The organism is Methylobacterium sp. SyP6R (genome assembly GCF_019216885.1).
Taxonomy (GTDB): domain Bacteria; phylum Pseudomonadota; class Alphaproteobacteria; order Rhizobiales; family Beijerinckiaceae; genus Methylobacterium.
In genome coordinates this window covers 733,495-754,911 of the sequence record NZ_JAAQRC020000001.1, presented here as the reverse complement: position 1 = coordinate 754,911, position 21,417 = coordinate 733,495, and the positions used below count along the sequence as shown (strand labels likewise).

The 21,417-nt window shown below is 71.6% G+C and carries 17 protein-coding genes; 12 read left to right on the top strand and 5 right to left on the bottom strand.

The window, feature by feature from the left end; translation table 11 throughout:
• Positions 1–2: 2 nt before the first annotated feature.
• Positions 3–1,097 carry an alpha/beta hydrolase gene (locus HBB12_RS03385; RefSeq protein ID WP_236992646.1) on the top strand — a complete coding sequence of 365 codons (1,095 nt, stop codon included), beginning with the start codon at positions 3–5 and terminating at the stop codon, positions 1,095–1,097.
• 49 nt (positions 1,098–1,146) lie between these two features.
• On the opposite strand, the gene HBB12_RS03380 is transcribed toward HBB12_RS03385, so the two are convergent.
• Together HBB12_RS03380 and HBB12_RS03375 are read right to left on the bottom strand one after the other, a co-directional pair.
• On the bottom strand, positions 1,147–2,844 hold the full coding sequence (locus HBB12_RS03380; RefSeq protein ID WP_236988069.1) for a methyl-accepting chemotaxis protein: 1,698 nt from the start codon (positions 2,842–2,844) through the stop codon (positions 1,147–1,149).
• A gap of 629 nt (positions 2,845–3,473) precedes the next feature.
• Positions 3,474–4,409: a DUF2336 domain-containing protein gene (locus HBB12_RS03375; RefSeq protein ID WP_236988068.1), complete on the bottom strand. Its 936-nt coding sequence runs from the start codon at positions 4,407–4,409 to the stop codon at positions 3,474–3,476.
• Between the two features lie 339 nt (positions 4,410–4,748).
• Here HBB12_RS03375 and HBB12_RS03370 point away from each other — a divergent pair, with 339 nt between their 5' ends.
• The 4 genes from HBB12_RS03370 (at position 4,749) to HBB12_RS03355 (ending at position 8,869) form a co-directional block, all read left to right on the top strand.
• Positions 4,749–5,900 (top strand): patatin-like phospholipase family protein, encoded by a 1,152-nt coding sequence (locus tag HBB12_RS03370; protein WP_236988067.1) that lies wholly within the window; start codon positions 4,749–4,751, stop codon positions 5,898–5,900.
• Between the two features lie 20 nt (positions 5,901–5,920).
• Complete coding sequence (locus HBB12_RS03365; protein WP_236988066.1) at positions 5,921–6,664, top strand: acetoacetate decarboxylase; 744 nt, start codon at positions 5,921–5,923, stop codon at positions 6,662–6,664.
• 12 nt (positions 6,665–6,676) lie between these two features.
• Complete coding sequence (locus tag HBB12_RS03360; RefSeq protein ID WP_236988065.1) at positions 6,677–7,462, top strand: 3-hydroxybutyrate dehydrogenase; 786 nt, start codon at positions 6,677–6,679, stop codon at positions 7,460–7,462.
• A 168-nt stretch (positions 7,463–7,630) separates the two neighbouring features.
• Positions 7,631–8,869, top strand: coding sequence for a hypothetical protein (locus HBB12_RS03355; protein WP_236988064.1), 1,239 nt, complete (start codon positions 7,631–7,633; stop codon positions 8,867–8,869).
• A 4-nt stretch (positions 8,870–8,873) separates the two neighbouring features.
• Here the strand turns inward: HBB12_RS03355 and HBB12_RS03350 are convergent, their stop codons facing one another.
• Positions 8,874–9,293: a GtrA family protein gene (locus HBB12_RS03350; RefSeq protein ID WP_236988063.1), complete on the bottom strand. Its 420-nt coding sequence runs from the start codon at positions 9,291–9,293 to the stop codon at positions 8,874–8,876.
• Complete coding sequence (locus HBB12_RS03345) at positions 9,293–10,816, bottom strand: UbiA family prenyltransferase (protein WP_236988062.1); 1,524 nt, start codon at positions 10,814–10,816, stop codon at positions 9,293–9,295. The genes HBB12_RS03350 and HBB12_RS03345 overlap by 1 nt, the downstream gene beginning before the upstream one ends.
• A 381-nt stretch (positions 10,817–11,197) precedes the next feature.
• Here HBB12_RS03345 and HBB12_RS03340 point away from each other — a divergent pair, with 381 nt between their 5' ends.
• Together HBB12_RS03340 and HBB12_RS03335 are read left to right on the top strand one after the other, a co-directional pair.
• Positions 11,198–12,031: a YfdX family protein gene (locus tag HBB12_RS03340; RefSeq protein ID WP_236988061.1), complete on the top strand. Its 834-nt coding sequence runs from the start codon at positions 11,198–11,200 to the stop codon at positions 12,029–12,031.
• 110 nt (positions 12,032–12,141) lie between these two features.
• A complete protein-coding gene (locus tag HBB12_RS03335; RefSeq protein ID WP_236988060.1) occupies positions 12,142–12,510 on the top strand; it encodes a hypothetical protein in 369 nt (122 codons plus the stop codon).
• A 212-nt stretch (positions 12,511–12,722) separates the two neighbouring features.
• Here the strand turns inward: HBB12_RS03335 and HBB12_RS03330 are convergent, their stop codons facing one another.
• A complete protein-coding gene (locus tag HBB12_RS03330; protein ID WP_236988059.1) occupies positions 12,723–13,067 on the bottom strand; it encodes a CsbD family protein in 345 nt (114 codons plus the stop codon).
• A 544-nt stretch (positions 13,068–13,611) separates the two neighbouring features.
• Here HBB12_RS03330 and HBB12_RS03325 point away from each other — a divergent pair.
• The 5 genes from HBB12_RS03325 to HBB12_RS03305 all read left to right on the top strand — a co-directional run bounded on the left by HBB12_RS03325 (position 13,612) and on the right by HBB12_RS03305 (position 21,413).
• Positions 13,612–14,982: an SWIM zinc finger family protein gene (locus HBB12_RS03325; protein ID WP_236988058.1), complete on the top strand. Its 1,371-nt coding sequence runs from the start codon at positions 13,612–13,614 to the stop codon at positions 14,980–14,982.
• Between the two features lie 46 nt (positions 14,983–15,028).
• Positions 15,029–16,585 (top strand): DUF5691 domain-containing protein, encoded by a 1,557-nt coding sequence (locus HBB12_RS03320; protein ID WP_236988057.1) that lies wholly within the window; start codon positions 15,029–15,031, stop codon positions 16,583–16,585.
• 22 nt (positions 16,586–16,607) lie between these two features.
• On the top strand, positions 16,608–17,714 hold the full coding sequence (locus tag HBB12_RS03315; RefSeq protein WP_236988056.1) for an ATP-binding protein: 1,107 nt from the start codon (positions 16,608–16,610) through the stop codon (positions 17,712–17,714).
• Positions 17,715–17,967: 253 nt separating this feature from the next.
• Positions 17,968–20,262, top strand: a complete 2,295-nt coding sequence (locus HBB12_RS03310) for a DUF5682 family protein (RefSeq protein ID WP_236988055.1) — start codon at positions 17,968–17,970, stop codon at positions 20,260–20,262.
• Positions 20,259–21,413, top strand: coding sequence for a vWA domain-containing protein (locus tag HBB12_RS03305; RefSeq protein ID WP_236988054.1), 1,155 nt, complete (start codon positions 20,259–20,261; stop codon positions 21,411–21,413). The genes HBB12_RS03310 and HBB12_RS03305 overlap by 4 nt, the downstream gene beginning before the upstream one ends.
• Positions 21,414–21,417 lie beyond the last annotated feature (4 nt).

Sequence of the window (21,417 nt, the reverse complement as noted above, 5' to 3'; positions counted from 1 at the left end):
CGCTGCCGACGACACTCCTCGCGCAGCAACCGCCGGCGCCCCCGAACGCCGATGCGTCGGATTTCGCCCGGCTGGAGGCGGCCCAGAACGCCGCCAACGCCGCGCCGGGCCCGCGCACCGTCCCGGGCCGGCGCATCCCGGTGCCCGGCACGGTGAGCCCGGAATTCCAGGCGGCGATCGCGGCGCCCTACCGGGTGCCGGCCTGGAACGCCGATCCGGGCAGCGCGGCGGAATGGAAGGCGCTGGTGGCCAAGCTCGCCGCCCAGACCGCAGCACCCTTGCCGGCCCTGCGCGAGCGCCTGGGCGTCGTCTCGACCCCGGAGGTGATCGGCGGCGTCAAGGCCTGGATCATCGCCCCGAAGGTGGTGCCCGAGCGCAACCGCCACCGGCTGCTGGTCCACATCCATGGCGGCGGCTACGTCTACAACCCGGGCGAGGCCGGCACGCTCGAGGCGGTGCTGATGGCGGCCTTCGGCAGCTTTACCGTGGTCTCGTTCGATTACCGCATGCCGCCGGACGCGCCCTACCCGGCGGCGATGGACGACGCCATGGCGGTGTGGAAGGCGGCGCTGACCCTGCAGCCGGCCGAGAACATGGCGGTGTTCGGCACCTCGACCGGCGGCGGCATGACGCTGGCGCTCATGCTGCGGGCCAGGCGCGAAGGCGTGCCGCTCCCCGCGGCCATCGCACCCGGCACGCCCTGGTCCGACCTGACCGAGACCGGCGACAGCTACAAGGCCAACGAGTGGCTGGACAACGTGCTGGTCTCCTATGACGGCATGCTGACCCGGGCGGCCCGGCTCTACGCCGCCGGCCACGACCTGCGCGACCCCCAGCTCTCGCCGATCTACGGCGACCTGCGCGGCCTGCCGCCCACCATCCTGACCACCGGCACCCGCGACCTGTTCCTGTCGAACACCGTGCGCACCCACCGCAAGCTGCGCCAGGCCGGGGTCGAGGCCTCGCTCCAGGTGTTCGAGGGCATGAGCCACGCCCAGTACCTGTTCGATCCCGATGCGCCGGAGACCCGCGAGGTCTTCACCGAGATCGCCGGCTTCCTCGACAAGCATCTCGGGACGGCAGCGAAGAAGCCGTGAGATTCGGAAAGGGGACCGCTTCCCGGCAGCCCCCTTTCCGCGGTCACCCTCAGGCCGCCCGCACCGTGTCGAGGAAGCGCATCACCTCGGCCGAGAGGTGCTCGGACTGGCGCGACAATTCGGACGCCGCCGCCAGCACCTGGCTCGCCGCCGCGCCGGTCTCCTCGGAGGCTTGCGCCACGCCCGCGATGTTGCTGGTGACCTCGCCGGTGCCGGTGGCGGCCTGGGAGACGTTGCGGACGATCTCCTGCGTCGCCGCGCCCTGCTGCTCCACCGCCGAGGCGATCGAGACCGCGACCGAGCTGATCTCGCGGATGCGCCCGGTGATGCCGTCGATCGCCGCGACAGCCTGGTCGGTCACGCCCTGGATCTCGCCGATCTGGCCGGCGATCTCCTCGGTGGCCTTCGCGGTCTGGGAAGCGAGTTGCTTGACCTCGGCAGCGACGACCGCGAAGCCGCGCCCCGCCTCGCCGGCCCGGGCCGCCTCGATCGTGGCGTTCAGCGCCAGCAGGTTGGTCTGCGCGGCAATGTTCGAGATCAGCCCGACCATGTCGCCGATCCGGCCCGAGGTGGTCTTCAGCGCCTGGACGAGCTGGCCGGTCTGGTCCGCCTCGCCGACCGCGGCCTGGGCGAGGTTGGCCGAGCCCTGGACCTGGCGGCCGATCTCCTGGACCGAGGCCCCCAGCTCCTCGGCCGCCGCCGCCACCGTGCCGACATTGGACGCGGCCTCCTCGGCGGCGGCGGCGACGGTGGTGGATTGCGACGCGGTCTGCGTCGCGGTGGCGGTCATCGTGCCGGCGGTGGCCTGGAGTTCCGTCGCCGAGGAGGAGACGAGGCCGACGATCCCGCCGACGGCGCGCTCGAACCCGTCCGCCATCTCGGCCATCGTCCGCTTGCGCTCGGTGGCCGCCGCCGCATCGGCCACACGCTTGACCTCCGCCTGCTCGGCCGCCTTGCGGGCGACCATCTCGCGGATGCCCTCGACCGCGCGGCCGACGGCGCCGATCTCGTCGCCGCGCGCCGCCTCCTTGATCGTCACGCCCGCCTCGCCCTGCGCCATGCGCTGGAGCACCGCGACGAGGCCGCCGAGCGGACGGGTGATGCCGACGATCACGATGAGGACCGCCAGAGCCAGGGCGGCGAGCAGACCCACCACCGCCGCGCCGACCAGCACCGTGCCGGCCTGGGCCGCGGCCTGGTCGGCAGCCTCGCTCGCCCGCTTGAGCTCCGCCGTCAGCAGATCGATGCGCGGCTGCACCACGTCGCGGACCTTCGCGCGGATCGGCGCGGCCTCGACGAGCAGGACCTTGGCGGCTGCGTCGTTGTCGTTCGCCAGACCCAGGGCATTGCCCCGGGCGGAGACCGCGAAGAACTCGACCAGGGTCGCGCGCAGGCCCTGGTTGGCGGCCTTCCGCTCGGCCGTGTCGGACAGGGCGATCAGCGTATCGGCGCTGGCGAGGGCGGCCTTCTCGGCGGCGTCGTAGCGCTCCTTGTAGCCGGCCATCTGCTCCCGGCGGGTCTCCATCGCCATGTTGCGGCTCTGGACCGCGGCCTCGTTCACGGTGAGGCGGACGGTCAGGATGTTCTGGAGACGCACCACCTGCACCTGGACGATCTGGCGCGTCTGCACGGCGAGGTCGTGGAGGTTGGTCCGCGCATACAGAACCAGCCCGCCCGCGACGGCCGCGACGATCAGGAGGGGCAAGGCAGCCTTGAGAAGGATGCGGGTGTTGCCGAGGAGCGTCATGGATCACGACCGGGAGTTGAGGATCGTGACCATCTGTTTCCGAAACCGGTTAACGAGGTCTGAAGGTCTCGCGGTCATGTCCAGAGATCAGTCAATCTAACGGTTTCCTGCGAGAGACGACGACCAGGATTGTCGGGAGATAGGCCGAAAAGCCTAGCCTCTGGACTGCCCTCCTTCAGGATAGATCAGACAGAACAGAGTTACGGACGAACGGAGATTCCGATCGGTCCGACCGGCGCCGGACATCACCGAGAGTGGCACAGAGCCCGTGGTGCGGGGCTTTGCCGGCCGCGACCTCTATGTGATCTGTTGGATCGGAATCGACGGCCTCGGGCACGCGATCCCACGCGCAACCTCATTCCGGGACTAATACCAACGCCTAAGATGCTGACGCATCGATTCGATCTCGGGCAGGCCCGAGATCGACGGGGCCGTTGAGCCATCTCGAATTTTCGACACCAAGCCCAGATGTCCGGAACCTTGGGCTTGGCGAAAATTCGAGAACGGAACCAAAGGTCGTTTTCAACGACCGTTGGTATAGCGCGGTACGGAGGAAATCCGGCTTGGCCAGCGGCCCAGCCGAGCCGTCGAAGATCGGGATTTCTTCCGAGACGCGGTATATAATCAGGTCAGGATTGCTCCGCCACCAGTTCCCGCGCCCGCGCCACCGTGACGGCCCGGTAGGCCTGCACCGCGGCACCCGCCGCCTCCGCCGTCGGGGCGGGGCCGGGGCGGGCGCGCAGATAGGCGCCGAGCGTCGCGAGCCGCAGGTCCGCCGCCCGCACGATCAGCGCCAGGGCGTTGAGGCCGGTCGCGCGGTGGGCTGCCCGCATCCGTTCGGGGGAAGTGCCGGCGAGGTGGGCAAGGCCGATCAGCGCCTCTTCCGTCCGGTCCTCCGCGAGCCAGAGGCGCAGGTCGGCCTCGTCGAGACCGAGCCGGACCCGCAGGGCGACCGCCTCGGCGGCGCGCCGGGCCGGACCGGGGCGGGCGGCGGGCCGCAGGAGCGCGTCGCGCTGGCGCGGCAGCAGGCCGCCGCGGGACTCCAGCCCGGCCGCGAGGCGGTCCCGGTCCTCCATCCGCTCGGACAGGAGCGTGAGGGCGAGGAGCGAGAGCCGCGCCCCGCGATTGGCGATGAGCGTGGTCATCACCGCCTGGTCGCCCCGTTCGGCGAGCGTATCCGCCACACGGGCGGCGACCGTCTCGCGCCGGGCGATCGCCGCGAGATGCACCGGCCCGCGGCTGCGGGCGACGTGCAGCAGCACCTCGTCGGAAAGGGCGGCGCAGCGCGCGAGCACCGGCACCGCGACGCTCGCCTCGGGATCGCAGGCGAGCCGCCGCGCCAGCTTGCGCGGCGGCCGGGGGAGCGCGACGACCTGGCGGGCGAGCCGCCCGCGCGATCCGGTGCCGGCGCCATCGGCGAGCACCGTCATCACCTCGTCGAAGGCGCCGACCTCAAGGACCGAGAGCCCGCCGGACCGGGCCACCAGGAGATCGGCCACGCCGTCGAGGGCCCGCCCCGCGTCCGAGACCCGCTCGGCCGCCTCGACGAGGTCGGAGAGCGACACCGCCGGCGGGACGCTCGCGGGTTGGCGAAGTCTCTCGGGCCGGCGAAATCTCTCGGGTCGGCGAAGTGTCTCGGGTCGGGAAGCCGCGGCCGACGCCATCGGGCGAAAATCCTGTCACGAACCTTGCGGCACGCTACGGCCGCGATGGTTACACGGGCCTTAGCGGCGGGCCGGATTCAGGGGCGGGGTCGCGAATCCGGAGCAAGGCCGGCTCCCGCTCCGATCGGCGATCCCGCGAGATCCGCTGCGCGGCGCGACGGGAACCGGCGCCGGGCTTGTCATGCGGCAGTGCAGCATCATCTAACCGCCGAGATTCGCGCGGCGGCCAGCGGAGGCCTTATGGACGAGCGGGATCGGGCGGTGCGGAAACCGGACAGCCGGCGAGACGACGACGAGTGCCGGGTGCTGGTGCTGCAGGGCGGCGGGGCTTTAGGCTCCTATCAGGCCGGCGTCGCCGAGGCGATGCAGGACGCCGCGCTCTCACCCGACTGGGTCGCCGGCATCTCGATCGGAGCGATCAACGCCGCGCTCATCGCCGGGAACCCGCCCGGGCGCCGGGTCGAGCGGCTGAGGGCGTTCTGGGACAAGGTGTCGTCGGGCATCACCGTCTCGCCGTGGTTTCCCGGCGAGCAGGCCCGCGAGGTGTTCAACGCCTGGAGCGCCGCCTTCGGGGCGACGGTCGGGGTGCCGGGCTTCTTCGCGCCGCGCTTTCCCCCCGCCCCGCTCTACCCGGCCGGCGCCCCCCAGGCGCTGAGCTACTACGACACCACCCCCTTGCGGCAGACGCTCGCGGAGCTGATCGACTTCGAGCGGATCAACGCATGCGAGACGCGGCTCAGCGTCGGCGCGGTCAACATCCGCACCGGCAACTTCGTCTATTTCGACAATTCCCGCGAGCGGATCGGGCCTGAGCACATCATGGCTTCGGGCGCCCTGCCGCCGGGCTTCCCGCCGGTGGAGATCGACGGCGAACTCTACTGGGACGGCGGCATCGTCTCGAACACGCCATTGCAATACGTGCTGGACGAGGAGCGATTCCGCGACCTCGCGGTGTTCCAGGTCGACCTGTTCAGCGCCCGGGGGCCGCTCCCCCGCACCCTGTCGGAGGCGGCCGAGCGCGAGAAGGACATCCGCTTCTCCAGCCGCACCCGGCTCAACACCAACGACCAGATCGAGATCCACAAGGCCAAGACCGCGCTCCGCCGCCTGCTCGACAAGCTGCCGCCCGAACTGCGCCAGGATCCCGACGTCGCCTTCCTGTCGGAGGTGAGCCACCAGAATGCGGTGACGATCCTGCAGCTGATCTACCGCGCCAAGAACTACGAGAGCGACGCCAAGGACTACGAGTTCTCGCGCACCACGATGCTGGAGCACTGGAAGGCCGGCCGCAACGACGTGCGCCGGTCCCTGCGCCACCGCCACTGGATCGAGCGCTGCCGGCCCGATCTCGGCGTGACCGTGTTCGACCTCACCCGCGACGCGCGGGACTGACCCTGGACGAGGAACGACGCATGACCCGCGACGAGATCCTGAAAGCCCCCTCGATGCCGTCCTTCAGCCCGAGCTATCCGCACGGGCCGTACCGCTTCCTGCGGCGCGAATACCTGATCATCACCTACGAGACCGACCCGGACGCGCTGCGGGCCGCGCTGCCCGAGCCGCTCGAGCCGGCGCCCGGCAACCTCGCCTATTACGAGTGGATGAAGATGCCGGATTCCTCCGGCTTCGGCGATTACGAGGAGAGCGGTTCGGCCATCGTCGCGACTTACAAGGGCGAGCCGTGCAACTACTCGGTCCAGATGTATCTCGACGACGAGCCGCCGATCACCGCCGGCCGCGAGATCTGGGGTTTTCCCAAGAAGTACGGCGTGCCCCGGCTCAAGGTGATGAAGGACACGCTGACCGGCACCCTTCATTACGACGAGGAGCGGGTGGCGATGGGCACGATGACCTACAAGCACCGCAGCCTGGAGGACCAGCTCGACAAGGTCCGTGACGGCATCGGCCAGCTCAACGTCAACCTGAAGTTGATCCCGGACGTCGATGGCGGGGTGAAGGTGGCCCAACTCGTCGGCTACCGCCTCCAGGACATCCATGTCCACGGCGCCTGGGAGGGCGAGGCCCGGCTGCACCTGATCCCGCACGTCAATTGCCGCGTCGCCGACCTGCCGGTGCGCAAGATCGTGCGCGCCCGCCACCAGATCGTCGATTTCACCCTGCCGTACGGCCACGTGCTGCACGACTATTTGGCCTGAGGAGACCTCGTCATGTCGCTGAAAACCAAGACCGCCCTCGTCACCGGCTCGACGAGCGGCATCGGCCTCGCCATCGCGCGGGGTCTGGCGCAACAGGGCGCCAACGTGATGATCAACGGCTTCGGCAAGCCGGAGGCGATCGAGAAGGAGCGGGCCGGCATCGAAGCCGAGTTCGGCGTCCGCGCGGTCTATTCCGGCGCCGACATGAGCAAGGGCGACGAGATCGCCGCCATGGTGGCCGAGGCCGAAAAAGAATTCGGCGCGGTCGACATCCTGGTCAACAACGCGGGCATCCAGTACGTCTCGGCGATCGAGGAATTCCCGGTCGAGAAGTGGGACCAGATCATCGCGATCAACCTGTCCTCGGCCTTCCACACCATGCGGGCGGCGATTCCCGGCATGAAGCAGCGGGGCTGGGGCCGGATCATCAACACCGCCTCGGCGCATTCCCTCGTCGCCTCGCCCTTCAAGTCGGCCTATGTGGCGGCCAAGCACGGCATCGCCGGCCTGACCAAGACCGCGGCGCTCGAACTCGCGACTCACAAGATCACCGTCAACTGCATCTCGCCCGGCTACGTCTGGACGCCGCTGGTCGAGGCGCAGATCCCCGACACCATGAAGGCCCGCGGCCTGACCAAGGACCAGGTGATCGACGAGGTGCTGCTGAAGGCCCAGCCGACCAAGGAATTCGTCACCGTGGAGCAGGTCGCGGCCGTCGCGACGTTCCTGTGCTCGGACGCGGCGAGCCAGATCACCGGCAGCAACCTCACGGTGGATGGCGGCTGGACGGCGCAGTGAGGGCCTGAACGGCGGGGGAGCCGGGGCTTCCGGCTCTCCCGCAGGATCGGCGCCGGCCGGGACCCCGCACCGGAAAAGCCTCCGCCGCGAAAGTCCCGATTAAGCTTGAGGGTGAAGAAAGGATCGCCGGCCACGGCACCGCTCGCCCCCTCAAGCTCCCAGGCCCCCATGCAGCGCAGTTCCGAGGACAACCGCAACCGGGCGCTCGCCGTCCTCGCCGGGCTCGGCGGCCTGGCGCTGCTCGGCCTCCTGATCCTGCGGGGGGTGTTTCGCGATCCCGGCCTCAACTCGCACGGGGCCCTCGCCGACGCGTTCCTGCACGGTCGGCTCTGGATCGAGAGCTGCCCGGAGATCGATTGCGCCCTGTTCCAGGGCCGCACCTACGTGATCTTCCCGCCGCTGCCGGCCCTGGTCGCCCTGCCCTTCGTGGCCGTGTTCGGGTTTCCCGGCTTCAAGGGCTTCGTGCTGCTGGCGCTCGCCCTCGCGGCCTTGAGCCTGTGGGCCTGGCACCGCATCTTGCGCGCCCTCGACGTCGAGGATCCGGACGCGCTCTGGCTCATCGCGGCCATCGCCTTTGCCAGCCCGCTGTTCCAGGTCACCCTGCGCTCGGAGGGAGTGTGGTTCTACGCCCAGTCGGTCGGCTTCCTGATGACAACCCTCAGCCTGTGGGCGGTGATCTGCCGGCGCTCGCTGCCGCTCGCCGGGCTGTTCGTGGCGCTCGCCTTCCTGTGCCGGCAGATGGCGATCTTCTATCCCGTGTTCCTGCTCGTGCTGGCGCTGCCGCGGCACGAGGGCTGGCGCGGGGAGTGGCGCGAGACCGCGCGGAATCTGGTGCGCCCGGTGCTGCTCGCCGGAATCCCGGTCGCGGCCGCCCTCGTCGCCTACTTCGCCTACAATTACGCCCGCTTCGGCAGTCCGACCGAGACCGGCTACGCGTTCATCCACAATCCCGGCAGCGCCGGCTTCATCTGGCGGCGCATCACCGAAGTCGGGCTGTTCTCGCGCGACTACCTCCTGTTCAACACCCTCTACCTGTTCCTCCAGGGCATCCATTTCGAGTTCGGCGGGCCGTACCTGACCCAGCTCACCGGCATCGACCGCTCGGGCTCGGCCCTGCTGGTGATGTGCCCGTGGCTGCTGCTCGCGTTCTACGCCCGCCTCGACCGGGTCTTCGCGGCGGGCGCCGTGGTGATCGCGGTCATCGCCGGCATCACCCTGCTCTACCACTCGAACGGCGCCGACCAGACCGCCACCCAGCGCTACACCCTCGACTGGCTGCCGATCCTGATCGTGCTGTTGGTGCGCGGCGAGCGGCCCCGGGCCTTCGCGGCCCTGCCGCTCCTCGTCACATGGGGCATCCTCGCCAACGCGGCGGTGACCCTGCTGACCAGCCTCTACAAGATCTGAGCCTTCAGGCTTCGACCGGGCCGCGGCGCGCGCCGAAGGTCAGGATCTGGTGGCCGAAATAGTTCGACACCGCGCCGGCCGCGATGCCGGCGCCGTGGCCGAGCGCCTCCGCCACCGGCAGCGGTACCGCCGGCACCAACCCGGCGAGCGCGGCGACCAGGGCCGCGCTCACCCCCAGCACCACGCCGGCCCCGACCGCGTTGACGGCGACGAAGACGGCCACCTGGCGGGGGAGACGGCCGGTCGCGGCGCCCCGGAACACGAAGGTGCGGTAGAGCCAGAACCCCGCCGCCATGCCGATCCCGTAGGCGACCAGCATCGAGGCGACGTACGGCATCACCCACGACAGGGCGATGCGGGCAAGCCAGTTGATCGCGGCGGCCGAGCCGCCGGCGATCAGGAAGCGGGCGACCTCGGGCGACATCACCACCCCCAACCGGGCAGGCCGAAGGCCGCGACCGCGAAGGACAGGGCGGCGATGCCGGCGAGGCCCAGGGACGGCCGATCCTTGACCGCGAAGGCGACGGGATCGTCGTTGAGCTCGTCGCGGCCGGCGAGCAGCCAGATCCGGCCCATGAACAGCACCAGCACCATCGGGAAGATCCAGAGTGCCAGCGGCGCCGACAGGACCGCGTGCCGGAACGCCTCGTTGGCGAGGTAGAGGATGAAGATCACGATGCTGGCGAGCCCCGCCGCGACCCCGAAGGCGAGCACCACCGGCTCGTCGGCCGGGCGGTAGCCGCGGCCCGAGAGCTGGCCGGTGCGCCCGCGCCTGACCGCCCCGCGCAGCTCGGTGTGGCGCTTGGCGAAGGAGAGCGAGGTGAACAGGAACATCGAGAAGGTGAGGAGCCAGGGCGACCAGGCCACGCCCACCGCCGCGACGCCGATGACGAGCCGCAGGGTGAACAGGCTGCCGAGGACCAGCGCGTCGAGCATCGGCACGCGCTTCAGCGAGAACGAATAGGCCAGCGTCACGGCGAGGTAGGCCGCGATGGCGGCGAACAGGGCCGGTCCCCCGGCGGCGGCGAGGGCGAGGCCGAGGCCGAGGCCACCGACGGTCGCGGCGAGGCCGGTCGCCAGGGGCAGCCGCCCGCTCGCGAGCGGCCGGTGGCGCTTCGACCAGTGCGCCCGGTCGTGCGGCAGGTCCCAGAGATCGTTGAGGAGGTAGCTCGCCGACGCGACGAGACCGAGCGCCACGAAGGCGAGGAACGCCTCGGCCCAGGCCCCGGCGCTGCCGGCGAGGCCGCCGAGCATCATCGGCACGAAGACGAGGCCGTTCTTGGCCCATTGGTGCAGCCGCAAGCCCTTGGCGAGGGCACGCAGGCGCGGGGCGGCGGCGAATTCCTCGGACGGGCGGCCGCCGGCCCGGGCGGCACGGGCGACGCTCGCCGGGGTCTCGACCAGGATCACCCGCTGCGCGAGGGCCCAGATCGGCAGGTCGACCGCGGCGTTGCCCGCATAGTCGAAGCCGCGCGGGAACAGGGCGGCGAGGCGCTTCGCCTTGACCTCGCCCTTCAGGTTGACGAGCCCGTCGCTCGACACCGCGCGGTCGAAGAGCGGGAAGCGCTCGACGATCCCGCGGGCCATCAGCTCGTCGGCCGCGGTCGCGAGCACGATCTCGCGCCCGAGGGTCTTCTGGAGCTCGATATAGGCGAGCAACTCCTCGTTCGCCGGCAGGGTGGCGAAGTCGAGGGCGGCGTGCTCGGCGACCCGGCGCTTGAAAGTGGCCCGGCCGCGCGGCAGCCAGGCCAGCATCGCAAACAGCATCAGGACGTTGCGGCGCAGGATCGCCACGACGCCCTCGAGCAGCAGGTCGGTGCGCAGGAGCGTGCCGTCGAGGTCGACGACGAGGGGCACCAGCGGGCCCTCGTCACGCCCGGGGATGGCGTTCGCGCTGTCGCGCTCGCGCGGGAGCGGAGCGGCCAGGAATGGACTTGCCAGGGACATCGTCTGCGACCTGCGCTGCTGTGATCTCGGCGAAGGCTACGATGGGACGAGCGGTGCAAGTCTTAATCGGACTTGAGGCGGCCGGATCATTCATCGATCAGGATGAGCGACGCGTTGATGCGACCCGCACGATTCGATGGACCGGCGGAAAGGTCCCGGTGAGCATCGCCTCACGCGGCCGGGCGGGCGCCTCCTCGACCCGGCCCGCGGCGCTTGCCGACAGCCGGTCCGCGCGTTTCGTGTTCGATGCCTTTCCTCTGCGTTACGAGCTTTTAATGAAATAGACCGGCAACCCGTCCTGCATCCGTGTATTATCAGAATGTAGCGAACGCGCTGATGCCGCAAGGAACACCGGCATCGATTTCAAGAGGAGGCATAGTCATGTTCTACCGGAAATCTCTCGCCGTCGCCCTCGTCGCCACCACCGTCCTCGGCGGCGCCGCCTATGCGACCGAGCAGGCGACCAAGCCGGTGGTGACGCAGGAGAGCGCCGCCCAGCGGGCGGTCGACCAGGATGTCGGCAAGCTCTCGAAGGACGGGGCCCAGGCGTTCCGCGACATGCATCTGGCCCGCATCGCCATCTTCGACGCCGACCCGTCCCAGGCCAAGAGCCTGATCGCCAAGGCGCAGTCCGCCCTCACCAAGGCCAAGACCGACGATGCCGTGTTCCTCAAGGCCGAGTCCGAGCTGAAGACGCCGGCCGACCTCGCGGCGGCCAAGGCGGCGAAGGCCGACAAGACGGCGGATGCCAAGGCCTCTGATGCCAAGACCGCCGATGCCAAGACCGCCGATGCGACGCCGGTCTCCAAGGACAAGGTCGCCTGGGTGCCAGTCGACGCTCAGATGACGCTCGGCGAAGATTTCATCGCGACGCCCGAGAAGGCCTCGGCCGTGACCGAGGCGAACAAGAGCCTCGCCAAGGGCGACCAGAAGGGCGCCATCGAGAAGCTGCGGCTCGCCCATGTCGACGTGAACTTCGTCATGGCGGTGCTGCCCCTCGACAAGACCACCACCGACGTGAGCCAGGCGGCCACGCTGATCAACCAGGGCAAGTACTACGAGGCGAACGCGGTGCTGAAGACCGCCGAGGACGGGATGCGCTTCGACGTGATCGACGCGATCGGCATGCCGCAGAAGGCCAGCGTGACGGGCAGCACCGCCAAGCCCGCCAGCCAGCACCCGGCCACGGCCTCGGAGGGCAAGGCGACCAAGTAAGCCTTTTGCGGCATCCCGTCGGAGCGTCGAACCGCCATGAGAACCCGGGGCGGCCCGTCCGTCCCGGGCCCTCCCCGTCCGGAACCGGTCATCAGGAGTTCGCCGTGAGCGTGGCGTGGAGAGTGCTTCCCGTTCTGATCGGGCTGGCCCTGTGCGGGCCCGCTTCGGCGCACGGGGCCGAATTTCCCACCTTCACGCCGCGCGGGGCCTGCGGGCTGGAGCGCGGCTCCGGGGCCCGATCCGGAGCCCATGTCGGCCCCGCGAGCTATCGCGGCTGCCTGTCCGACGAGCGCGCGGCGCGGCGGACCCTGCGGCGCGGATGGACGCGGTTTCCGATCGCGGACCGGCGGAACTGCCGCGCGATGAACGCGATCGGCGGGGCGCCGTCCTACGTCGCCCTGCTGACCTGCCTGCAACTCGGCGACGGCGGCCTGCCGCGCCAGCCGCCGCCGTTGCCGCCGCTTCCCGCGGCGCGGTGATCGACCCGCGCCCAGAGAGCTTCACGATCGCGTTGCAATCGCGAAGCTCTCTGAGCGGACTTGCGTTGGCAGGCCAACGCTTCGTCCGCTTAGCTCCTTGTTTTATCGCAGATTTTTCAGCAAACCCGGCAGCCACTTTTGCGAAATCTGCTCAGGCCTTCGATCACACCGCATTTTCCGACGAACCGGCATCCGCTTCGTCGGAAAATGCTCTAACGGCGTCCGTGCACCAGGAGCGCGAGGCCGTAGCCCACGGCCCCGGCGAGCAGCAGGGCGACGAGCGGGGTCTCCTCGACGGCGTGGGTCACCGTGCGGGCGCCGTGCCGCGCCGCGTGGCGCCCGCGCTCGTAGGCGTCCTCGGCATAGTCGATGGCGGTATCGGCGGCGTCCCGCAGGCCGGCGCGGGCCTGGCCGGCCAGGTTCTCGGCCTGGCCTTGCGCCTCGCGGAACCGGCCCTCGACCTGCGCGCGGCGGTCGCCCGCCAGGTCCCCGAGGGCGGCCTGCGCCTTGCCGCCGAGCTCGCGCGCCGCGCCGGTGATGCGATCGGTGTCGACCATCTGTCTCTCCCTTGACGGAGGAGGCCGTGCCGGGAGGCGTCCGGAGGACGCGCCCGACGACGGCGCCATGTGACGACAGGTGGGACGGACGGAGGGCACGGCAATGGCCGCGGACGACATTCCTTCCGCTCCGACCGGGCCGCGCCGGGTGTCACAGGCATTCGGCCCAAGGAACTCGCTGCCACTCCTCCCAAGGGCCACCCGTCCGCGGGGTCGGCTCACCCGGGTGCTTCGGACGCGCGGAGCCGAAGGGGCGAGGCTGCGGCGGTCGGCGCGCGGCCCTGCGACCGCATGGCGACGCAATGACGACGACGCCACGACGGAGCGTCGTCATGAGACGTGCGCAAGACGATCGCCGGCTCACGATCCATGCAGCCGAGCCGGCAAACGGCTGGGCATCCGGACCACAAGATCACCCTTGGAATTGATTTAAAGTGCATCGACCTCTGATCTTGCGCGGCAGGTCGCGCTTGCCTGCGACATCGTTTCGTGCAGACTGCGCCGCACGCCAGACATGGTGCATGGACAGACAGCCGACCGCCGCATGAGCCTGACGACTGCGCAGATCCTCGACCTCGCTCCCGATCCCGCGAGCCGCAAGGCCGGGCAGGACCAGGCCAAGCCCGCGAAATGGAGCGGCCTCGGCCGGGCCGGATCGGTGATCTGGGGCGAGATCAAAGGCAGCGGCGCCAGCCCCTACCGCACCGTCGCGGACCTCGCCGGGCCGACCTCGAAATGCACCTGCCCGAGCCGGAAGTTCCCCTGCAAGCACGGCCTCGGCCTGATGCTGGTCGATGCCGCCGGGCCCCTCGGGGAAGCCGAGCCGCCGGACTGGGTCGCGGCCTGGATCAAGGGCCGCGAGAGCCGCGCCGCCGCGGCCGAAACCCGCGCGAGCGAGCCGGCCAAGCCCGTCGACGAGAAGGCGCAAGTCCGGCGCCGCCAGGCCCGCGAGGAGAAGGTCGCGGGTGCCCTCGACGAACTGGATCTCTGGCTGCGCGACCTGATGCGCCGCGGCCTGGCCGCTGCCCGCGCCGAGCCCTACGCCTTCTGGGACCGCATGGCCGGGCGCCTCGTCGACGGCCAGGCCCCCGGCCTCGCCCGCCGGGTGCGCGCCCTGCCGGGGCTGGTCGCGGCGGCGCCGCAAGCCGGCGCGGCCCGGCCGGAGGCGGCCCTGGGCCTGGCGCTGGGGCGCATCGCCCTCCTGGTGCGCGCCGCGCGCCGGCTCGATGCGCTTACGCCGGACCAGGCGGCGGGGTTGCGGGCGGCTTTGGGCTACCCCGTCACCGCCGAGGAGATGGCGGCCCGTTCCGACCAGGCCGACGACTGGGCGGTGCTGGCCCACGCGATCGAGGAGGAGGACCGGCTCACCGCCCGCTCGGTCTGGCTCGTCGGCCGCCGCACCGGCGCCGTGGCGCAGGTGCTCGATTACGGCACCGCCGGCTCGCCCCTGCCCCCGGCCCCCGCCGCCGGCCAGGATTTTTCAGGGAGCCTCGCCTTCCAGCCCGGCGACCCGCCCCTGCGCGCGGTGTTTCGCGACGGCCGCGCCGGCCCGGCGGCGGCGCCCGGCCTGCCCGGCGGCGGCAGCGTCGCGGCGGCACGGGACGCCTTCGCGGAGGTGCTGGCCCGCGCGCCCTGGATCGAACGCTGGCCGGCACGGCTCGCCGGAGTGCGGCTCGGCCGGCTGCCGGCTTCGGGCGGTGCGGTCGCCTTCGCGGCCGGAGACGCAACCGGCTGCCTGCCCCTGCGGGCCGATCCGCGCCTGCCGAGCCTGCTCGCGGTCGCGGGCGGGCGCCCGGTCGACCTGTTCGGCCTGCATGACGGCCACGGCCTGAGCCCGCTGGCGCTCGCCACCGGAGGCCGCCTCTACGCGATGCCCGCGCAGGCCTCGCAGGCCGTGCTGCTGCAAGTGGCCTGAGGCCAAGTGGCGTGAGGCGAAGTGGCGTGAGACGGGCGGCCCGACCATGACCGACACGACCGACCTCGTCGCGGACGGCTGGGAGCCGATCCTGGCCGCCGCCCTCCTCGGCGCCGAGCGCGCGCCGCCTGGCCTGCCCGGTTCCCTGGCGGAGCTGGTGACGGAACCCGATTCCGGCAACGCCCTGCTGGCGCGGCTGGCGCTCCACGGCATCCACCATCTCGCCGGGCTCGACCTCGCGCCCGAGGCGATGGAGCCGGTGGAAACCCGCGAGACGGCCGGTCCCGAATGCCCACCGGCCGCCGCGATACGCCTTTACGCTCTCCTTACCGGCGGCCACGCCGCGCGTGAGCGCCTGCGCGAGTGGTTCGACCTCGCGGCGGCCGCGCAGGTGCGCCCGCCCGCCTGGCTGCACCAGGCCCTGATGCTCCAGGCGGGCAACCTGCCGGAGACGGCCGGCGCCGTCGTCGGCCACGAACTCGCCTGGCTCGCGGAAGCCTGCGGCGAGAATCGGGATGGTCCGGCGGCCGAAGCGCCGGCCGACTGGACCGAGGGCAGACTCGCGGAACGCCGCGCCGCCTTCTTGGGCTTTCGCGCCCGCGATCCGGAAGGAGCGCGGACGGCCTTGGAGGCGGTCTTCCGCAAGGAGAAGGCCGATGCCCGCGAGGCCCTGGTCGGCGCCCTATGGACCGGGCTTTCCCCGGACGACGCGCCGTTCCTCGAAACCTGCCTCGACGACCGGGCCGGGGGCGTGCGCGAGGCCGCGCAGCGTCTGCTGCCGCGGCTACCCCGCTCGCTCTACGCCTCGCGCATGGCGGTGCGGGCGACCGCCGCGCTCGTCATCGAGAGCAAGACCCGCCTTCTTCGGAGCGCGACGCACGAGCTGGTGGTCACCCTGCCGACGGAATCCCCCACGCTCGCCCGCGACGGCGTCACGCCCAACCCCTGGGAGCAGCGCGGCGGCGGCACACGGGCGGGCCTGCTGCGGGACATCCTGGCGCGCGCGCCGCTCCACGCCTTCGCGAGCCATCCACCGCGGCGCTGGCTCGAACTGGCCCTGCGCAGCGAATGGGCCGATCCGATCGTCCAGGGGCTGTTCTCGGCGGTGGCGCGCGAGGGCGATCCTACCTGGACGACGGACTTCGCCGACCTCCTGGCGGAGGCCTACGAGGGCAAGCTCTCCGGCATCCGGCGCACCAACGAACTCCTCGCCCGGTGGGTGCAGGCCCTCGACATGCTGCCTGCCCCCGAATGGGAGGCGCGGGTGACCGAGCTGATCCGCGCCCGCAAGATCGAGGTGGTGCTGGCGATGCTGGGGAAGGGCCCGGACGCCTTCTCCGAGCGGTTCAGCGCCGCCTTGATCGACTGGCTCGCCTTCGTCCTCCGCGGCTCCGAGGCCCTGCGGCGCGACCTCGCCAAGCCTTACGTGATCGCCCGCCTCGGCGAGCGGCTGTGGCCGGGCGAGGACATCGCGGCGACGGCCGGCGCCCTCGCCGCGCGGCTGCCGGAGGACGAGGGGCACGACCGCCTGCGCCAGCAGGTCGCCAGCCTGACCGAGACGCTGGATGTGCGCGTCGCGATCCGGCGCGAATTCCAACAGTGACACGCAGGGAGACAGCCCCAGGATGACGACCAAAGCTGCCCAGCTTCGCCAAGCCTCCCAGCTTCGCCAGGCCGCCGAGGACGCCTTCGCCGAGGAGATCGCCGCCCTGCGGCAGGCCGACGACCGGCCGCGCCCGCCGAACTGGCAGATGTCGCCGCAAGCGGTCGTCACCTACCTGCTCGGCGGCAAGCTCGCCTCCGGCTTCGCGGTCACGCCGAAATACATCGGCGACCGGCGCCTGATGGAGGTGGCGGTGGCGACGCTCGCCACCGACCGGGCGCTGCTGCTCCTCGGCGTGCCCGGCACGGCCAAGAGCTGGGTCAGCGAGCACCTGGCGGCTGCCATCTGCGGCACCTCGCGGCTGATCGTCCAGGGCACCGCCGGCACCAGCGAGGAGGCGATCCGCTACGGCTGGAACTACGCGCTGCTGCTCGCCAAGGGGCCGAGCCGCGAGGCGGTGGTCGGCTCGCCGATCATGCGGGCGATGAACGAGGGCCGGATCGCCCGGGTCGAGGAGCTGACCCGCATCCCGTCGGAGACGCAGGACAGCTTCATCACCATCCTGTCGGAAAAAACCTTGCCGATCCCCGAGCTGAACGAGGAGGTGCCGGCGCAGAAGGGCTTCAACCTCATCGCGACGGCGAACAACCGCGACCGCGGCGTCAACGAATTGTCGAGCGCGCTGAAGCGCCGCTTCAACACCGTGGTGCTACCGCCCCCGGCGACGATCGAGGCGGAGATCGCCATCGTCGAGACCCGGGTGGCGTCGCTCGGGCGCGCCTTCGAGATCCCGGCCGAGCCGCCGGGCGCCGACCAGATCCGCCGCGTCGTCACGATCTTTCGAGAGTTGCGCGAGGGCGTGACGGTGGACGGCAAGAGCAAGGTCAAGCAGCCCTCCGGCACGCTCTCGACCGCGGAAGCCATCAGCGTCGTCGGCAGCGGGCTGGCGCTCGCCGCGCATTTCGGCGACGGTCGCCTCTCGGCGCACGACCTCGTCTCCGGCATCTCCGGCGCGGTGGTGAAGGACCCGGTCCAGGACGCGATCGTCTGGCGCGAATATCTCGAGACCGTGGTCAAGGAGCGCGAGGGCTGGAAGGATTTTTACAAGGCCGCCCGCGCCAGCGCGTGATCCCGCAGGCTATCCGATCGATATCCGTCGAGCCGGCGGCCTCGCCTATCTCTCCCACCCACGACCTCATCCTGAGGTGTCAGTCCATCAGAGATGGACTGACCTCGAAGGAGGGCTCCAGGGATCGCAGCGGCATCTGGAGCCCTCCCTCGAGGCTCCCTGCGGTCGAATGCGATCTTCGATCGCCAACACCTCAGGATGAGGTTCTGGCTGGGATGATCCGCACAATCGGTCAAACAGGCTCCCCGCGACGATGCCCGACATCCGCCTCTTCGGCATCCGCCACCACGGCCCCGGCTCGGCCCGCTCGCTCCGGGCGGCGCTCACCGACTTCGCGCCCGATTGCCTGCTGATCGAGGGGCCGCCGGATGCCGATGCGCTGATCCCCCTCGCCGCCCACGAGGCGATGGCGCCGCCGGTGGCGCTCCTCGTCTACCGGCCCGACCGCCCGCGCGATTGCGCGTTCTTCCCGTTCGCGGCCTTCTCGCCCGAATGGGTGGCGATGCGCCACGGGCTGGCGGCAGGCGCCGCGATCCGCTTCATCGACCTGCCGCACGCCATCCAGCTCGCCGACGGGTTCGGCGCCCCGCCGGAGGGCGAAGCCGCGCCGATCGAGGCCGAGCCGGTCACTGACGCGGCGGAGGAGCCGGGCCAGGAATCATCGCTCGTGCCGGCCCCGGCCGCGATCCGCCGCGATCCCCTCGGCGAACTCGCCGCCGCCGCCGGCTACCCGGACGGCGAACGCTGGTGGGACGCCCTGGTGGAGAGCCGGGCCGGCGCCGACGGCGACGTGTTCGCGGCGATCGCCGAGGCGATGGGCGCCCTGCGCGAGGGCGCCGGACCCGATCCGGAGGACGGCATCCGCGAGGAGGCCCGCGAGGCGCATATGCGGGCGGCGATCCGCAAGGCCGCCAAGGAGGAGTTTTCGCGGATCGCGGTGGTGTGCGGCGCCTGGCACGTGCCGGCGCTCGCGCGCCACGACGCCAAGGGTCAGGCCTCCGCCGAGACCGCCGTGCTCAAGGGTCTGCCGAAGACCAAGGTCGCGGCCGCCTGGGCACCGTGGTCCTACGAGCGGCTGGCGACCGCCTCCGGCTACCGCGCCGGGGTGCTGTCGCCGGAATGGTACGACACGCTGTGGTACCACGAGGGCCGGGTCGCCGCCCGTTGGCTCGCCCGAGCCGCCGCGCTCCTGCGCGAGGAAGATCTCGACGCCTCGCCGGCCTCGGTGATCGAGGCGGCGCGCCTCGCCGAGGCCCTGGCGGCGTTCCGCGGGCGCTCCCGCCCCTCCCTCGACGATCTCGACGAGGCGACGCAGGCGACCCTGTGCTTTGCCGATCCGGCGCCGATGGGGCTGATCCGGCGCAAGCTCGTCATCGGCGAGCGCCTGGGCGCCACCCCGCCCGACAGCCCCGGCACGCCGGTGGAGACGGATTTCGAGGCGCAGTGCAAGCGCCTGCGCCTCAAGCCCGGCGCTGCCGCCGGCGACCTCGTCCTCGACCTGCGCAAGGAGACCGATCTCGCCCGCAGCCACTTCCTCAACCGGCTGGCGCTGATCGGCGTGCCCTGGGGCACGCGGCGCGAGGCGCGCGGGCGCGGCACCTTCAAGGAGGCGTGGTTCCTCGCCTGGCAGCCGGACTGGGTGGTGGAGCTGGTGGCCGCCTCGGCCGAGGGCGGCACCGTGGCGGAGGCCGCCGCCTCCCGGGTGAAGACCCGGGCGCGGGGGGCGCAGCGCGTCGCCGACCTCTCTCACCTCGTCGGGACGCTGCTCGATGCCGACCTGCCCGAGGCGACGGCGCAGGTGGTCCGGGCGCTCGACGACCGCGCCGCGGTCTCGGCCGACGTGTTCGACCTGATGGAGGCGCTGCCGGCTCTGGCCGAGCTCGCCCGCTACGGCTCGGTCCGCTCCTCCGACACCGAACCGGTCCTGGCTCTCGTGCGGGGCCTGGTGCCCCGGGCCGCCGCCGGCCTCGTCGCCGCCTGCCAGAGCCTCGACGACGATGCCGCGCAAGCCGCGAAGACACGCATCGTCGCGGTCTCGGGGGCGGTCGCCCTCCTGGAAGACCCGGAGCTGAAGGCGACCTGGCAGGACGCCTTGCGGTCGCTTGCCGACCAGGAGCACGTCCATGGCCGCGTCGTCGGCCGGGCCGTCCGGCTGCTGTTCGACGACCGCGCCATCGATGCCGAGGAGGCCGGCACCCGCCTGCGCCTGGCTTTGTCGCGGGCCACGGGCGCCGTTCCGGCCGCCGCCTGGATCGAGGGTTTCCTGGAGGAGAGCGGCCCGGTCCTGATCCACGGCCAGGGCCTGCTCGGCATCGTCGACGACTGGCTCGCCGGCCTCGACGAGGCCCTGTTCACCGAGCTGCTGCCGCTGGTGCGCCGCACCTTCGCGACGCTGGCCCCGGCCGAGCGCCGGGCGATCGGCGAGACCCTGGCCCGGCCCGGGGGCGCAGCCCCCGGCGCGGAGGGCTTCGATGCGCGCCGCGCCGCGAGCGTGCTGCCGATCCTGCGACTGCTGCTCGCGCCGACGACCACCGGAGACGCCGCATGAGCGAGACCGAACGCCTGCGCCGCTGGCGCCTCGTCCTCGGCGGCGGGGCCGCGGAGGGGACCGGCTGCGCCCTCGGGGAGCGCGACCAGCGCCTCGACCGGGCGCTCGGCGCCCTGTACGATTCCGACCGCAAGGGGGGCCTCGGCGCCTCCGCCCCCTCCGTGCCGCGCTGGCTCGGCGACATCCGCGACTACTTTCCGGCTTCCGTCGTGCAGGTGATGCAGCGCGACGCCTTCGAGCGGCTCGATCTCAAGCGGATGCTGACCGAGCCGGAGATGCTGGACGCGCTCCAGCCCGACGTGAACCTGGTCTCGACCCTGATCTCGATGCGGGGCCTGCTCGGCGGGCGCACCAGGGAGACCGCCCGCCTCGTGGTGCGCAAGGTCGTGGATGAGTTGATGAAGCGGCTGGAGGAGCCGGTCCGCCAAGCGGTCGCCGGCGCGATCGACCGCGCCAGCCTCAACCGGCGGCCGCGCCACGCCGAGATCGACTGGCACCGCACCATCCGGGCGAACCTGCGCCACTACCAGGCCGAGTACCGCACCATCATCCCGGAAACCCGCCTCGGCCACGGCCGCAGGAGCCGCGGTTCGCTCAAGGACGTGATCCTGTGCATCGACCAATCCGGCTCGATGGCGAATTCGGTCGTCTATTCGAGCATCTTCGGGGCGGTGATGGCCTCGCTCCCGGCGGTCTCGACGCGGCTCGTGGTGTTCGACACGCAAGTCGTCGATCTCACCGAAGATCTCGACGATCCGGTCGAGATCTTGTTCTCGGTCCAGCTCGGCGGCGGCACCGACATCAACCGGGCGGTCGGCTATTGCGCGTCGCGCATCACCCGGCCCGAGGATACGGTGCTGGTGCTGATCTCCGACCTCTACGAGGGCGGGGTCGAGGCCGGGCTGCTCGCCCAGGCGCAACGCCTGGTCGCGGCCGGCGTGCAGGTGGTGGCCCTGCTGGCCCTCTCCGACGAGGGGGCCCCTGCTTACGACCGCGCGCTCGCGGCCCGCCTCGCCGCCCTCGGCGTGCCCTCCTTCGCCTGCACGCCGGACCTGTTTCCCGACATGATGGCGGCGGCGATCCGCAAGCAGGATCTCGGCGCCTGGGCGGCTGGGGCGGGAATCGCGGCGGTCCCGGCGGTCGGGGTGTGAGGGG